This is a genomic window from Veronia pacifica (assembly GCF_001707825.1).
In the GTDB taxonomy this organism is placed as follows: Bacteria; Pseudomonadota; Gammaproteobacteria; order Enterobacterales; family Vibrionaceae; genus Veronia; species Veronia pacifica.
In genome coordinates, this window is the sequence record NZ_LYBM01000033.1 from 46,537 (window position 1) to 62,410 (window position 15,874).

The following is a 15,874-nucleotide window of genomic DNA, read 5'->3' on the forward strand; positions in this document are numbered from 1 at the left end:
ATGATAGCCTTATGGCATACATTTACCCTGAATAGGTTTTCATTCCTCTCATGACAACAATTTCTACAATATAATCGAAGCAGTCATTTCGCCTGCTTGATGTTAATACAGGTTTTGTATCTTGCAAAAAAGGTGAGGCCGTATGCTCTGGCCTCATGTGAAGAAATACATTTTTAATGCATGTAGTCCCTCCACATTGGCGAAGGGTATATATGCTTCATTAACAGCGTTAGTGAGCTGGCTATGCTGGCTCCAATACCATTGGTATATCAACCATCCCATTCCTGTTTCGGATCCCGTCCATACGTTGGAAGCCAAGTTTTAAGTACACGCTTTCAGCATTAACCGATGAGTTGACAGTGAATCGGCCAGGATGTTTTTCATCTATCACTTCATATTTAATTTGCTGCCACAACTGACGTGATAACCCATTACCCTGATAGTCATCTCTGACGAAAAGATGATAAAGGTGGGTACCGCCCCGTATCGCTGCGACGCCAACTATTTCACTCTTTTCGTTGAACGCACCGATATATTGATAGTCAGAGGCTAAATATTTTTCAATATTTTCTGTAGACATAGAATCTAATAAAATGTGCCTCATGGAGATATCAATAGTTGGAAAAATATACTTTTCTACTAACGGAGATATTAATTTACTTATCGATCTTGCGTGACTCTCGTTTAGATTTATTATACTAATTTCCATATTTTATCATTTTCCTGAAGAAAGGTGTAAACTCTCACTTTTGTAACACAGTACTTCTCAAAATTATTATTTAGTAATAAAGAATTGTGAATCTCGTTAGAATTTTTACTCTATAAATTAAAAGGTGGTTCCTTTAAATTTGAAGATGATTGGCGAAAAAAGTGTATGCCACAGAGTATGTTCTTTAGGAAAGAATATCGATTATTTTTTAATTACCACATTAACTATATATGGTGATATTTTTTCTATCTATTTCTGAGGAGATATATTTGACATTACCTAATTAGTTAGGGGTGTCTTTTATTCTTACTCCTTAGTGTTTTTTTATGAATCTAATCTTTGGGACATAATTGCACAGATTTTTTGCCCACAATTTTTTACAGTGTATTAATATAAGAATACACATAGTATTTTTTTTTGGTCACAAATGGGCTTACAAGAACTCTTTCATTTTTATGAAAGCCAGATTTTAGACGTGGCAGAGGAGAGCACCCATGCCAGTAGCATTGACTTATCCCGGAGTTTACATTCAGGAGTTACCCAGCGGCAGTCGTTCTATCAGCGGTGTCGCAACATCAATAGCTGCTTTTGTCGGTAGCTTCTCTCGTGGCCCCCTCGATACGCCAGTCCGGTTATTTCATGCCGGAGATTTCGATTCCCATATGGGCGGAGTGAGCAACAACAGTGAGACCAGCTATGCCATTTCCCAGTTTTACAGCAACGGCGGCGGCGAAGCGGTCGCCGTAAGGGTTGGTGGCGGTACTAACGGCAGTGTGACTGCACAAAGCTGGAACGGGAGCACCTCGCTTACTCTGGCTGCTGGCCGTCAGTTTCAGGGACAGTCAGTGCAAGATCCCGGCAATTGGAACAATCATATTCGGGTCGATATTGACTACCAAACCTCTGACCCCGCCTCACTGTTCAATCTCTCTGTCACCGAGATCCGACATGTCGACGGTCTTGAATTGCCAGCCAGAAACGAGACCTACCGTAATGTCTCTATGGTTGCGGCCCATCCTCGCTATGTGCTGAATGTGGTCAATGATGACTCGGTTTTAGTGCAGCTCACAGCGACGGCGGGAATAGACAGGCCAGCGCCGACCGGTTTTTACTCAGCGATGCAGGATACGACGACCTATGCGGGTGTCGCAGCCGCCAATACTTTGCAGGTTGATTTGGGGACTGGCCCCTATGATGTGGTTGTGGACGCTTCTGTGCCACCTACCACCATGGCAGGCGCGGCGCTGATGCTACAAAACGCGATACGCGATACCCGTCCAGCAGATCCACTGTGGGCGCAGTGTCAGGTGGTAGTTCGTGGCAACAGACTGGCGATATTTAGTGGCCGGAACAGCCCTGAATACCGCGCGGGACACCTAATATCCATTGCCGAATCTGTTGGTGATTTTGCAACTGCCATGGGGCTGCTTGCTGCGGATGCAGACGCCAATGTCCAACAGTATGCAATGAACACAGCATCTCCAACAGGTTTCCAAACTGCCGCAACAGCAGGGGCTGACGGCGCTGCTCCAACGGCGGCCCAGTTACGGGGTAATCGCAATCTCAGAACGGGTATTTATGCGCTGGAAGATGTTGATCTGTTTAATCTGTTGCTGATTCCTGAAGCGTCAGATCTCGGCACGGTAGCCGCTATGTCGAGTGTGATGAGTCCGGCGATTGCCTACTGCGAAGAGCAAAGAGCTTTCCTACTGATTGATCCACCCGGAAATGTGAACAGCGTCAGTGAAGCCGCTGACTGGCTCGATGAAGTCGCGGGCGCCGGGCTGCGTCACCGAAATACGGCGGCCTATTATCCGCGTGTTCAGGTGCCTGATCCAAACAATGAAAACCGTCTGCGGACCATCGCCCCCAGTGGCAGTGTGGCTGGTGTTTACGCCCGTCGCGACGGCGAAGCCGGGATCTGGACAGCGGCAGCGGGCATCACGGCCAGTCTACGTAACGTGATCAGTTTCAATCACAACCTGACCAACAATGAAATCGGCCTGCTTAATCCGGTCGGTCTCAACTGTCTGCGCAATGGCGGCATCAGCGGCAACATTGTCTGGGGAGCCAGAACGCTGCGCGGTGCCAATGAACTGGCGTCCGAATGGACCTATGTTCCGGTTCGGCGCACGGCCCTTTTTATCGAAGAGTCGCTATTCAGAGGCTTGCAGTGGTCCTTGTTTATGCCTAACGACGAGCCGTTATGGTCTGAGATCCGCATTGCGGTCACCAGCTTTATGCAAGGGCTGTTCAGGCAGGGTGCGTTTCAGGGGAGCTTACCCGAACAGGCATTTTTGGTTAAATGCGATGCAGAAACGACCACTCAGGCTGACATTGATGCGGGCATCGTAAACGTGCTGGTTGGCTTTGCGCCCTTGAAGCCAGCAGAATTTGTTGTCGTCAGTCTGCAATTGATGAATAACAGCGGAAGCTGAACCTGTCCATTAGAAGCTGAACCTGTCTATTAACTGTTTAACATAGCGAGGGCCGATATGTCTCAGCTCAACGTGAATGGTCAACGTGTCGTGCCCTATCCGGGGTACAAATTTATTATCAAAGAGGCGGGTGGCGAGGTGTTGGCCGCTGTGCAAAAAGTATCTGGCCTCAGCCGCACGGTAGAAGTGATTGAATATCGCGCTGGTGGCGACCCGTCACACACCAGGAAGTCACCTGGTCAGGCCAAGTTTGAGGCCATCACGCTGGAGCGTGGGGTGACTGAGAACCTGCAGTTTGAACAGTGGGCCAATAAGAGCTGGCGGATCGGCACCGATCTTGGTGGTGAAGTCTCGCTGGCCGACTTTAGAAAAAATCTGATTCTGGAAGTGCTCAACGAAGCAGGGCAGAAAGTACTGAGTTACAGCATTTATAACTGCTGGGTATCAGAATACAAAGCCATCCCGGCACTGGATGCGTCAAGCTCGGCTTTTATGATTCAGACAATCAAGCTGGAAAACGAGGGCTGGGAACGCATGGCAGTGACCTTGCCGGAAGAGCCCAGTTTTGTTCACCCTGAACAGTGAGTAGCCATTGATGTCACTGGTGTTGCAGGCGTTGAGCGATAACCTTCAGGTCGAGGTGTGGGAAGCGGCCTCGTCGGCTCCCTCGTGGCAGCGGGCCAACATTCTGGCTGCGGCCTATTTACCCGATGGCCGGGTATCATCGCTGGCACATTGGACGCTGGCCGGACGCGACCACCTGTTGTTGCTGGCCTACCAACATCAGTTTGGTGACGCCATCAGCGTTGAGTCCCGATGTTGTCATTGCAATAGCAAAAACCAGCTCAATTTTGGCGCTTCTCAGCTTCTTGCCATGGCTTCGCCAGAGTTATCTGCTGCATGGGATCATAGAAGCCAGACGCTGAACACCGGGGCTTATGTGTCTCGCTTTACCGAGATCAACATTGAGGGTATGGCCTGTCAGTTCCGGCTACCCACTGTTGGTGATGTATCGGCAATGGGTGATGATCGCTTTACCGCCGCTGATTCTGACAGTCACCATCTGTTTCGTTTTGCTGAGCAGGTGGTTGAGCCTGATAATTTCCGTCAGCTGCGGCAGGCTTTCGCTGAACGGGCGGATTCAGAGCTGGCGTGGATGTCGCTGTTCGAATCGTTGGAGGCGGGTATCTTAGCCTCTGAGCCTTTGTCGGTGATTTCCATCGAAGCATCGTGTAACGAGTGCGGGACCATTACCTCGCACCAGTTTGATATTGCCAGTCAGTTCTGGGCGCAATTGTCCGCTGATGTCGAAAGGCAGCTTTGGGATGTTCACCTGTTGGCCTCTAAGTATGGCTGGTCCAGTCAGGATATTTTATCGATGAGCCCGGCCAGACGACGCCGACATATCGCGATGATCATCGAATGAGTCTGATGATAGGGAATATGGAGTGACGCGGAGGTGAAATCATGAGTCGGGTTCTCAGTCAGTATCTTCGCCGCCAACTTGTCGGTGAGCAATCATTGAAACCGATCGTTCAATCCTATTATTCAGGTCTTGGAGCTGAGCAAGCGGGATCAGTATTGACAGGTTTGCACAAGCCAGAGTCAGCTCAAGCACACGGCAGACAAGATAGTGAACTTGCTGTGTCTCAGCAAAGACGGGCTCAAGATTCAGAACCTACGTTTTCCTCACCCACTTCCACAGAGTCACCAGTTTCTCAGCCCCCAAATATCGGACAAGATTCGCCCCCTCCCACCGCGTCGTCGCAGGTGCAGCCAAGGCTTTCGGATCCATTGAGACCCCCGGCATCAAAAACAATGAGCAGAGAGAGTTCTGTCAGTAGCTCGACTGGGATTCAGCAAGATATACCGGGCGAATCAAAGACAGTCGTATCGTCAGCACCGAGAACATCGTCAGCAAATCACCCAGATCCAGGCGATAGCCAGCGCTCGCCGAAATATCAAGCATCTTTTCCAGCGTCTGCCAAAGCGAAAGAGTCGGCGATAGTTGAACCGTCAAAGCCAAGTCCGAGTCAACCACCTCAACGGGACCAGAAGGAAAAAAGACCGCCAGAAGCGCGGATGGATAGACGAAACCCCCGGTCTTTTGATGAAGCTCGCTTCTCCGATAAAGCTGGTTCCTTGGATGAAAAGAGCAACAAGGCATCAGATTCGACATCAGCTCAACGATCAGAGCATGATATTAGCGCGGTACTGAATCCGCCTATTCATTCGACGGAGCAAAAGAGCAATGATTCTGCGCCTTCGGCGTCTTCAAATAACGCTCACTCCCATGCTCGTCGAGATTTTACCCAACAAGTGGCGGCAGCGATTTTATCCGGCGATAGCGGACCAGAGCGGCCTTATGCTGAGTTACCCTCGAAGCAAGAAGCTGGCTCTGACAACCTTGAGGTCTCAGTCACCATCGGTCATGTCTCAGTCATGCCCAGCCAAACCGAACCATCGCCCAAAAAGGCAAGTTGGAAACCGCCTATCAGTCTCAGTGATTACCTACGTGAACGTAAAGAGGGTAAACGATGAGTACGGCACTGGCGATTGCAGGCGTCACTCAATTATTGCGCGATTTGCTCAATGATGGGCTGGTCGATAACGATGTCGCGTGTGTGGTGAATACCAATGTGCCTGTTCATGCGTTGCCACCGGATCGCATGCTGGCGGAGGAAGACAATAACGGTCCGGCGCTGAATGTGTTCCTTTATCACACCGAAGTTAACGGCGGTTTGGCCAATCAAATTCTGCCTACCCGCAACCAGCAGGGTGACAGAGTGAATAACACCCCTCTGCCGCTGGATTTATTTTACATCGTTAGTGCATATGGTTCGGCCGATTTACACAATGATGTTTTGCTGGGTTATGCCATGCAGATTCTGCATGAGCATCCGGGATTCACCCGGGCGGAAATTCAGACGGCACTGAACCCGTCACCAGCTATTGCGGCAGGGCTGCCGCCTCTGTTGCAGGCACTGGCCGATACTGGCCTTGCCGAACAGGCAGAAGCGATTCGCATTGCGCCGCATCAAATGCCAGTGGCAGAAAAATCTGCCTTGTGGAGCGCCTTACAAAGCCAATACCGACCCTCGGCGATTTATCGGGTATCCACCGTATTGATTCAGGCACAGTATCCGGTGCGGAATGTATTACCCGTTCTCACTCTGGGTGCTGACAATGACGGTCCTGCCGTCCAGCCAAGCGTGATGTCACCATTTCCGACGCTTGCTCGCGCCATACTGCCAGCGTTACAAGCCAGTGTCAGGCTGGGAGATACGCTGGATGTTGAGGGGATTGGGCTGGATGGCGCAAACCCCCGGTTCACTTTTTCTCATCTGTCACAGGCGATAAATCACACCGTTAATGCACAGGCAGGCGGTAACGCTCGGGCGCAATCGGTCGCTATTCCTACGCTGTCGTCTGACTGGGCGGCAGGCATTTATTCAGTGATGTTTTCGGTCGATGTCAGCGGCGATCCGGTACATTCCAACAAGCTTTCAATCCCGTTCGCCCCTGTTATGACGTTGCCGCCAAACAGTGTGGTGCGAAATGATCAGACCGTGGTGGTGACAGTGCAAGTCACGCCGCATGTGTACCCGGGCCAGCAGGCCATGATGTGGTTGGGGGCTGAGGGCGCAATAGCAGAATCGGTCCCGACAGCCAGCAATACTCTGGTGTTTATTTTCGGTCCATTGGCCGCAGGTTCTTATCCCGCCAGAATGCGGATTGATGGTGTCGACAGCTGGTTTATCTTACGCGACAGACCGCCTGTAGCACCTGGTTTTACTTCCAGAGCGCCAGTGTATGATCCGACGCAAGTCGTGGTGGTGCCATCATGACAGACTCGCTTTCTAACACCAGTCAAAATACCAATGATCGCACGACGGAAGAACATGGCTCGGATACGTGCGCGCCTGTGTCTCAATTTGAACAGTGGCATGCCCGAAATGAAGCGCATCTTCGGGCTATTGTTGACTGGAGTCGACAGGTTCTCGCTGGTTTTGAGTCTGATGCGGCTGACAGCAGAGCCCAAGAACCTGCTCACGTTTTGCATGCCCGTTATCGCTGTCCTGCTGTCAAGCAACCAAGTATTGATGAGAGCCTTATCGACGAAAGCCCAGAAGATAGTGCGGACAGCGCAGTGAATGTGCTGATTGATCAGTTTGGATTAAATGAGAGTGATCAGGCGGTGCTGGCCTTGGTGACCGCCGCAGCACTGGATTCGGATATCAGCCGTTGTATCGCTGTCAGTCAGATGGGGAGAGAGCGTCCGACTGCTGGCTTCTGTATCGCCACCATACCAGAGTGCGACTGGAGCAGCTTCTCGCCGCATTCGCCGCTGCGGTATTGGCTGTTGATCGATTGGCAGCCATTAGGATCTGGCAACGGCGAGCTGAATGCTGATGAGCGGATAGTGAACTTTATCCGCGGTCTCAATTATATCGACGAACGCCTGTTGATATTGCTTGAGCCTTTATCGACCAACAGTTCGTTCCGACTCATGCCCTCACAACAGCAACAGGTCGACGTTGCCCTGTCATTTTTGAGTCAGCAGCATGTCGTTGCCAGTCAGCAGCAAAGCCCGGCAGTGATTGAATTGTATGGCGACGATTTGTCTGTTCGGGTGTCAGTGGCCCAAGCGATCGCTGCGATGATGGAAAAAGAGTTGCTGCGGCTCAACGGTGCCAGTCTGCCGACATCAGCTATTGACCTCGATGCCTTGTCACGGCTCTGGCTGCGTGAGGCCAGACTCTATCCCATGTTACTCATGGTCGATATTACCGATACCTCGACACGGCAACTGACCCAATTTATTGGCCGGTTGAGCGGATTGGTACTGCTCAATACCGGGCGTACGCCCGCCAACACGGTCGAACATGCGTTCCCGCTCAAGGTCGTACGGCCGACAGCCGGTGAGAGAGAGTTGTTATGGCAGCAGTATTTGGGCGATCAGATCGACAGCCAACTTTGCTCCCGGTTGGCTGAGCAATTTTACCTCGGTGAGTCGGAGATCCGGCGACTGGCATCGGTGGCTATGGCTGAGTGCGGCAGCATCGCGGCCACCAATGACGAGATGGCAGAGGCGAGCAGTCGGCACAGTAAAAAACTGGAAACCCGGGTGTGGCAGATTTGTCAGCAAAGTGCTTCGACCGACCTAGCCAAGCTGGCGACCAAAATCGATGGCAAAGCCTGCTGGGACAATTTGGTGTTACCCGAGCCTCAAACCCGGTTACTGAGCCAGTTGGTGTCACAAGTGGCAATGCGGGGCCGGGTATACCAGCAATGGGGGTTCCGTGACCGAATGAGCCGTGGGATGGGGATCAGTGTGATGTTCAGCGGTGAGAGCGGGACGGGGAAAACCATGGCGGCAGAAGTGATCGCTAACGCCCTTAACTTGGAATTGTACCGCATCGATCTGGCGAGTGTGATCAGCAAATATATTGGCGAGACCGAGAAGCAGATGCGGGCGCTGTTTGAGGCAGCTGAACAAAGTGGCGCGATATTGTTTTTCGATGAGGCGGATGCCTTGTTTGGCAAGCGTGGTGAAGTCAAAAACAGCAATGATCGCTTTGCCAATATCGGCATTGACGACCTGTTGCAGCGGATTGAAAGCTACAGCGGGCTGGCGATCCTTGCCACCAATCTAAAGTCAGCAGTTGATAAAGCCTTTCTGCGCCGCCTGCGGTTTGTGATTGATTTTCCGTTTCCCGGCCCCGTAGAGCGTGAGCGAATCTGGCAGTCAGTGTTTCCACCTCACACACCATTGGCCGCCGACTTTAATCCGGCTCACCTTGCCAAACTCAATCTCACTGGCGGCAATATTCAGAATGTGGCGTTAAATGGTGCCTTTCTCGCCGCGCAGCACGATCAGCCTGTCTCTATGCGTTGGCTGATGGACGCCGCAGCTGCTGAACTACAAAAACTGGAGCGGCCAGTGAAAGCGGGAGACCTCGATTATGGTTGATTATAAACCGCTACAAGCTGAAAAAACGGGCGGTACAGAGACTTCCACAGCTGGCCGTAGCTTCACGATTCAGAGAAAGTGTCGTTGTGGCGCAGTATCTCCAACGCCTGTGACTCAGAAGCGTGAATGCTCGGCATGTGCCGCCAAATCGGCAGCGAAAAGCCCGATTCTCGACAGACCGAACCTTTCCCGCCAGTCCGACCATGCTGCTTTGGTGGAACTGCCAGCGACGTCTATGTCATCAGCACCAATGCCCAAGCCGCTTCGACAACGGGCAGAAGCAACCTTTGGCAGTGCGTTGCCTAACGTGAATTTTCATACCGACGGCAAAGCCCAGAGCTATGCCAGCCAATTGCAGGCGAAGGCGTTTACCACTGGTAATGACATCTATTTTGGCAGCGGCTTTTATCGACCGGATACCCGGGAGGGCATGCAGCTGATTGGTCATGAGTTGACCCATGTGGTTCAGCAGCGCCGTGGACTGGCGAGGGCCAGCCTGCGAGGATCGGCGGATGCGTATGAGCAGGAGGCTGACCGCGGCGGTGAGGCCTTTGCTGCCGGAAAGCGCTTTAGTGTCTCCACGCCGCAGGGCAACATCGGGCGTTTTCCGCAGCGGATGGGCGCGGGGGAGTCAGCGGCGCTGGTTGGTACCGAAGATCCGCCTTATGACTTGGACTTTCTCGGCGAGATGGCCGATCAGGATGAATTGAATGCGACCATGGACAGCTTGCGGTCGTTGGAAAATGCCAATCAAAAGTTGGTGTTGATTCCCGAATCGGCTATTGAACGTGTTGGGGCAGCTTCTGCTCCGGCAACCTCTACGAATATTGCCCAAAGCAAGGCATTGACCACTGCCAAATCAAGTCAGCCCATTGATTACCCGATTATCCAGAGAGCACAGGTGGCAGGTTGTAATGTTCCATCCATGACAGCAAGCCAGATTGGTGTAGCGGCACATATGCAGATCGGAGGGGCGTGCGGTCTTTTGCATGCAGCACTTCCCAGCTCTAGCTGTCTTGGTGGTGGTCATCCAGGATTCTTCATCCCGGGCGGAGCAACACGTCCAGATATGGTTATTCAGCATCAGATACTGTTGGATGAATTGGGGGAAATTAAGCCCGCTTCATGGCTCAATCCTCACAACAATCTGCAGGCGACGGCACAAGCACAGTTAAATCGTGACCTTATCAGCTATCAAACACTCGTTGGTCCGGCAACTACCATGTACTCTTATGTTTTCCCGACAACACCGTTTGTAGCCAATCCGCAGCAGAACCTTTCAGTCTGGCCGGCAATTGGTGGTTCTGTATCCAACGGTGTTTATTACTATCGATGCACTAGTAAGCCCAAGCGTCCACGTCCACCTACTCCGATCACTGTCCCTGTTCCGGTCCCTGTGGTACCGCCTGTCACTCAGCCCGTGACGCCACGAATCCGAACACCGAGTGTTAATCCTAAAGTGGTAGTGGGCGCGGCAGCGACTGTCGGCGTCGGATATCTTATCTACCGGGGATTCAGAATGTTACCGTCGCTACTCCCTCCATTTTGGCCAACCATTCCGGCCAATCTTGCGGTGCCTTAGGAGAGTCAGATGAAGATAAACATTCATGTTGAACAACTCGAACTGACCGAAAAAGCGACCTATGGCGAGGTGTATCGTGCTATGTATCAGGCGATTCAAGAACACTGGCCAGTGATGCACGCTGTGTCGCCAGATAAACAGGCATTGGCGCAGCAACAGGCGGCGGCTACATCGGCCAAGAAGGTGTTAGCGTTACGTCAGACGGGGAGGGCGCGATAAATGTTGTCGTCGCAACCTAACTATGTCAAAGCGGGTATTGTGCTGCTTGATCCTTCCAGTGGCGAGCCCACCAATGCGATTCCGATGCTGATCAATCCTGAATCACTGAGCACCCAATTCAGCATCAAATCGCCCACCGCATCAGAAACCCGGACCGAACCGTTGCGCTTAAACGGCCCGCCAACCGAGACCATTACCTTTGATGCCATGCTGGATGCAACCGATGCGCTTGAACGCGGCGACAAGGATGCCATTAGCCATGGTATTGGTCACTACATCGCGGCGTTGCGCAGTTTGATATCACCAACCAAACGCCAGTTGCTGACCAACGACACTCGGGCAAAAGAGGGACGGCTGACCATTATTCCCATGGTGCAACCCTTGCCGGTATTTAGTTGGGGTGCCCGTCGGCGGGTGCCCGTGGTGGTCAGCAGTCTATCGATAACCGAAGAGTTTTTCAGCGCCCAGCTGAATCCCTTGCGCGCCAAAGCCAGCTTGTCACTGCAGGTACTGACGGTCGACGATTTGGGCTTTGACCATCCGGCGTCATCGCTTTTCCTTGACTACTTAGATGGCTTGGAAAAACAGGCTCAAAAAGTGATTCAACCTGCAACGGACAGATAACATGGAGTAATAATGACAGACCTCACCCGCTTTTTGCTCAGTAACACCGAGGAAACCGCAGACTTTCCGGCCACCAGTCGATATGCGGGTGCCGCGCTAAACGTGATCACTGATAATACCGGGCGTGAACAGGTGTTTGTGCGTCGTCGATTTTTACCTCAGCCTGCGTCAGCGGGGGAAGTACCAGTGTTGATGGTCAGAGAGGGAGATCGGCTCGATTTATTGGGCGCGGCCTACTATGCCGATCCGTCGCAATGGTGGCGGATTGCCGATGCCAATCTGGTCCATTATCCCGGTGATTTGGTCGCTGAGCCGGGTCGTCACATTGCGTTGTCAACTGGCCGGGAGGACGTTTGATGTCAGAGGTGGTCATGAGTCTCTACATCGGACCCGTCGCCCCGGTGCCCGTCAGCAAAGCGGTGATCAATGCCTTTATTTCCTGCGAGGTGACGCCAATACACAGGGGCCGTCAGTGTTTCAACTGGTGTTTGAAATAGATAACGACTCACCCTTGCATACGGTGTTTCTGCTTTCGGCGGGCAACCCTATTCCCTTGGTGCGTACCGTGGTGGCGGTTGAAATGGTTGGCCGTCAGTCCGTGTTGATAGACGGCGTGATCACCAATCACAGCGTGAATCCCGGCAGTGCTCCCGGTGTATCCCGTTTGACCATTACCGGTGAGGATTTGTCGCGGGTGCTGGACTATATCGACTTCAGTTTTATGCGTTATCCCGCCATGCCCGATTTTGCTCGTATCAATCTGGTGTTGGCTAAATATGCCTGGCTGGGGTTGATTCCCATGGTGATCCCTTCGGTATTGATTGATGTGCCGATTCCGACAGAGCGGATCCCCAGTCAGCAAGGTACAGACCTCAGCTATATCCAGTCTCTGGCAAACCGGGTTGGTTATGTGTTTTACATCGAGCCGACCGACAAGGTGGGGGTCTCTAAAGCCTACTGGGGACCGGATGTTCGAATTGGCAAAGTGCAACGACCCTTGAATGACGATCTCGATGCGCATCGGAATGTCTCGTCATTGACTGGCAGTGTCGATACCCAGAGCAGCAAAATCCCAATCGTGACTATCGTCAATCCGCAGACCAAAATCCCGCTCAGTATTCCCATCCCGGATGTGAATCCACTCAATCCGCCACTTGGTATTGTCCGGCCGCTGCCCGTCGGTTTGGCGCCTATCGAAGGTACCGCTAAATATTCTCCGGTGCAGGCAGCGTTAATTGGCCTTGCTAAAGCGGCGAAAACGGCGGCCCGGGCAGTGAAAACGAACGGCACACTTGATGTGCTGGCCTATGGGTCACTGCTACAGGCAAGAAGGCTGGTGTCTGTCCGTGGTGCGGGGGCTGCGTTCAACGGGCTGCATTATGTGGAGTCTGTCACTACCACCTTGAGTGAGGGCACACTGAGCCAGAGTTTTGAGCTGACAAGAGATGGATTGCTGTCAACCGTGAGAAGGGTTCCGGTATGAGTGAGAAGTTTTACGGCAAGTTTCGTGGCACGGTTGTCAACAATATCGACCCGATGCAGCAGGGCAGGATCCTCGCTACCGTCCCCGACGTGTCTGGCATGGTGCCCGGCAGTTGGTGTTTACCGTGTTTGCCGATGCTGGGCCTCAATTCGGGCATCTTTGCGGTGCCGCCCATTGGTGCAGGGGTGTGGATCGAATTCGAGCAAGGCGACATTGACTATCCGATTTGGACAGGCTGTTACGCCGGAGTCGCCACCGATGTCCCCGCGATGGCAAAGACCGCCATTGCCCCAATTTCATCGATCACCTTACAAACTATGGCGAAGAACGGACTGGTGATCTGTGATATCGGCGGTCCTATGGGGCTTGGCGGTGTCACTTTGCAAACGGCAACGGGTGCGACCCTGTCTGTTACCGATGCAGGGATTTTTATCAACAACGGCAAAGGCGCGCAGATCTCCATGGTGGGGCCCACGGTGGATATCAACAATGGTGCCTTGACGATCACCTGATTGCAGACAGAAGGAGTGGACAATGCCCGGTGCAATTTTACATGTTGGTGCCACTGTGATGTGTGCACATGGTGGTCAGGCAACACCGACCGTGCCGAATCCGAGAGTCATGGTGTCCGGACAACCCACGGTGTTGCAAACCGGACCTTACACAGTGGCAGGTTGCGCCATGCCGCCGCCCAACGCGGGGAATGGCCCCTGTGTCACTGCGCAGTGGTTGACGGGCTCTGTCAGGGTGTTATCGATGGGGCAACCCTTTGTGATTCAGACCAGCCAGTCGATCTGCGCGCCCACGGGCACACCACTGATGATCAGCGTGGTGCAGCCGCGCGTGATGGCGACTTGAGGATGAATGGATTATGGCCTATCCGGATTTTCCTTATCACATAGACACGCAGGGCCGGACCGCAGTGACTTCGCGGGCAGATGTCATGCGCGACCGCATTGAACAACTCTTGTTCACCGAGCCCGGTGAGCGGGTGATGATGCCAACGTTTGGTTGTGGCCTGCAACGGCTGTTATTCGCGGGTATGAGCGATGCGCTGGTGGAAAACACCCGTACCCTGGTCGCGACGTCATTGCAAACCTGGATGCAGGATGAGATTGAGCTGTCAGAGCTGGACGTCAGGTTTGATAACGGCGCATTGTTGATCACCTTGTCCTATCGATTGCTGTCGACCGGGGAGCCTCAACAGGCCATGTTTGAACGCGAGGTGGCAGTATGATTTATTTCTGCTGCGATCAAAAACGCCGTCAGGTGGTGCGCGGATCAGCCCTCAATGGCATTGATTTTATTGAAGTGGTGGACAGCGAAGCGCTCACACAAGCTGATCGACAACGTTTTCTGCACCTGTATCTGGTGAACGAGCCCGGCGCGTCGCTGTACAGCGCTGACAATATCCGTATTGAGGGAGCCACGGGTATTGAGGTCGTAGCGGTTACCATGGGACTGGGCGGCCAGACCAATGTGCTGGTCATTGAAGTGGCGCAGCCCGGTGATCATTCATCGTATATGCTGAATCTGGTTACCAGTCCGCTTAATCCCTTGCCACCCCCGGAAATCGATCCTGCACTGGCATCAATCAGCTTTTCATTCAAGGTGGAGTGTCCAACCCCCTTTGACTGTCAAAGCCAGTGTGAATGTCCGGAAGCACCAAGCATCGAAGCTGACATTGATTATACCGCCCGGGATTATTATTCCTTCCGCCGTATGATGCTAGATCGGCTGTCGATCACCTTGCCTGAGGCGGCTACCGGGCACCCTGCGGATCTGTCCACCGCACTGGTTGAGGTGCTGGCCTACACCGCCGATCAATTGGCCTATCAGCAAGATGCGGCAACCACGGAAGCGTATTTGAACAAGGCGCGTTCACGGATATCCCTCAAGCGGATGACCCGGCTGGTGGACTATGCCGTCGATGAGGGCTGCAACGCCCGCTGTTTCTGCCATCTCGCCGTCTCAACTGACGTTTTACCTGTCGCCCCCGAGACCCATGTTATTCCAGAGGGCAGCGCGGTGTGTACCCGACTGAATGACCAGCCACGCACTTTCAGCCGAGACGATGCCCTGTTAGCACAAAGCGCGGCAGTTTATGAAACCTGCCATGAGGTCAGTGCCCTGTTTGCTGCCCATAACGAAATGACCTTTTACACTTGGAGTGACGCACGCTGTTATCTGGCACAAGGTGCAGTTCGTGCCACGCTAGATGGTCATTATCCCAATCTCACTGCAGGCATGTATCTGGCTTTTGAGGAAATAAAAGGCGCTCGCAGTGGCAGCAGTGCTGACAAATCTCTGTCGCAGCGGCAGGTGGTGTTGCTGACTCAGGTGCAGGCTTTTGATGGCAGCGGTCAGCCTTTGCGTGACCCGGTGACAGCGGCCGAGATCACCGAGATTATCTGGCACGACGCCGATGCGCTGGCGTTTCCACTTTGCTTATCTTCAGAAACCTCGCTGGCAGAAGGACGACGTTTTATTGCGCCTGTCTCTGTGGCGCGAGGAAATATGGTGCTGGTCGACCACGGTCAGACCCTGTCTGGCGAGAAATTACCTGATGTGCCGCAGCCGACCTTGAGCTGGGCACCGGGAAAAGGGTTAGAGGAGGTACAACAGGCCAACGCGAACACAAAGGGGGCATCCTGTGAAGAAGTGAACTGTGAGCAGGCGCAAGCCGAGACGATTTTACCCCGCTACCAGCCAAGTCTTGGCCGCAAGCCGCTGACATTTTCACCGCATTATGTGTCGGGAGCACCCGCCAGTGCGCTGTTAACCACGCCTCAACCGGACGATACGCATGCGCGCATCAGCCTAGAGGCTGACGACGGGGTTGAAG

At 52.9% G+C, this 15,874-nt stretch carries 15 protein-coding genes and 1 pseudogene; 15 read left to right on the top strand and 1 reads right to left on the bottom strand.

The genetic code is table 11. The annotated features are described in order from the left end of the window. Positions 1-241: 241 nt before the first annotated feature. Positions 242-604, bottom strand: coding sequence for a GNAT family N-acetyltransferase (locus tag A8L45_RS16395; protein WP_245680747.1), 363 nt, complete (start codon positions 602-604; stop codon positions 242-244). Positions 605-1,203: 599 nt separating this feature from the next. On the opposite strand from A8L45_RS16395, the gene A8L45_RS16400 reads away from it, so the two are divergent. The 15 genes and pseudogenes from A8L45_RS16400 to A8L45_RS16470 form a co-directional block, all read left to right on the top strand. Next, a complete protein-coding gene (locus tag A8L45_RS16400) occupies positions 1,204-3,147 on the top strand; it encodes a phage tail sheath family protein (RefSeq protein ID WP_068904235.1) in 1,944 nt (647 codons plus the stop codon). A 57-nt stretch (positions 3,148-3,204) separates the two neighbouring features. Continuing rightward, a complete protein-coding gene (locus A8L45_RS16405; protein WP_068904237.1) occupies positions 3,205-3,732 on the top strand; it encodes a phage tail protein in 528 nt (175 codons plus the stop codon). A 10-nt stretch (positions 3,733-3,742) separates the two neighbouring features. Next, positions 3,743-4,573 carry a hypothetical protein gene (locus tag A8L45_RS16410; RefSeq protein ID WP_068904239.1) on the top strand — a complete coding sequence of 277 codons (831 nt, stop codon included), beginning with the start codon at positions 3,743-3,745 and terminating at the stop codon, positions 4,571-4,573. 41 nt (positions 4,574-4,614) lie between these two features. Continuing rightward, entirely contained in the window at positions 4,615-5,688 is a 1,074-nt protein-coding gene (locus A8L45_RS16415) for a hypothetical protein (protein ID WP_068904241.1), read from the top strand. After that, on the top strand, positions 5,685-6,995 hold the full coding sequence (locus A8L45_RS16420) for a Pvc16 family protein (RefSeq protein WP_068904243.1): 1,311 nt from the start codon (positions 5,685-5,687) through the stop codon (positions 6,993-6,995). Before A8L45_RS16415 ends, A8L45_RS16420 begins: the two co-directional genes overlap by 4 nt. Next, complete coding sequence (locus tag A8L45_RS16425) at positions 6,992-9,121, top strand: ATP-binding protein (RefSeq protein WP_068904245.1); 2,130 nt, start codon at positions 6,992-6,994, stop codon at positions 9,119-9,121. The genes A8L45_RS16420 and A8L45_RS16425 overlap by 4 nt, the downstream gene beginning before the upstream one ends. Continuing rightward, complete coding sequence (locus tag A8L45_RS16430) at positions 9,114-10,703, top strand: eCIS core domain-containing protein (protein ID WP_068904247.1); 1,590 nt, start codon at positions 9,114-9,116, stop codon at positions 10,701-10,703. Before A8L45_RS16425 ends, A8L45_RS16430 begins: the two co-directional genes overlap by 8 nt. A 9-nt stretch (positions 10,704-10,712) precedes the next feature. Continuing rightward, on the top strand, positions 10,713-10,922 hold the full coding sequence (locus tag A8L45_RS16435; RefSeq protein WP_068904249.1) for a hypothetical protein: 210 nt from the start codon (positions 10,713-10,715) through the stop codon (positions 10,920-10,922). Further along, positions 10,923-11,546, top strand: a complete 624-nt coding sequence (locus A8L45_RS16440; RefSeq protein ID WP_068904251.1) for a CIS tube protein — start codon at positions 10,923-10,925, stop codon at positions 11,544-11,546. 12 nt (positions 11,547-11,558) lie between these two features. Next, positions 11,559-11,903 carry a hypothetical protein gene (locus tag A8L45_RS16445; protein WP_068904254.1) on the top strand — a complete coding sequence of 115 codons (345 nt, stop codon included), beginning with the start codon at positions 11,559-11,561 and terminating at the stop codon, positions 11,901-11,903. Continuing rightward, complete coding sequence (locus A8L45_RS16450; RefSeq protein ID WP_245680748.1) at positions 11,818-13,029, top strand: hypothetical protein; 1,212 nt, start codon at positions 11,818-11,820, stop codon at positions 13,027-13,029. Before A8L45_RS16445 ends, A8L45_RS16450 begins: the two co-directional genes overlap by 86 nt. Then, positions 13,026-13,541 (top strand): phage baseplate assembly protein V, encoded by a 516-nt coding sequence (locus A8L45_RS16455; RefSeq protein WP_068904256.1) that lies wholly within the window; start codon positions 13,026-13,028, stop codon positions 13,539-13,541. Before A8L45_RS16450 ends, A8L45_RS16455 begins: the two co-directional genes overlap by 4 nt. A gap of 22 nt (positions 13,542-13,563) precedes the next feature. Further along, complete coding sequence (locus A8L45_RS16460; RefSeq protein WP_068904258.1) at positions 13,564-13,887, top strand: hypothetical protein; 324 nt, start codon at positions 13,564-13,566, stop codon at positions 13,885-13,887. Positions 13,888-13,900: 13 nt separating this feature from the next. Beyond that, positions 13,901-14,266 carry a GPW/gp25 family protein gene (locus A8L45_RS16465; RefSeq protein WP_068904260.1) on the top strand — a complete coding sequence of 122 codons (366 nt, stop codon included), beginning with the start codon at positions 13,901-13,903 and terminating at the stop codon, positions 14,264-14,266. Next, a pseudogene (locus tag A8L45_RS16470) lies at positions 14,263-15,874 on the top strand (baseplate J/gp47 family protein); the annotation flags it as partial. The gene A8L45_RS16465 and the pseudogene A8L45_RS16470, both read left to right, overlap by 4 nt.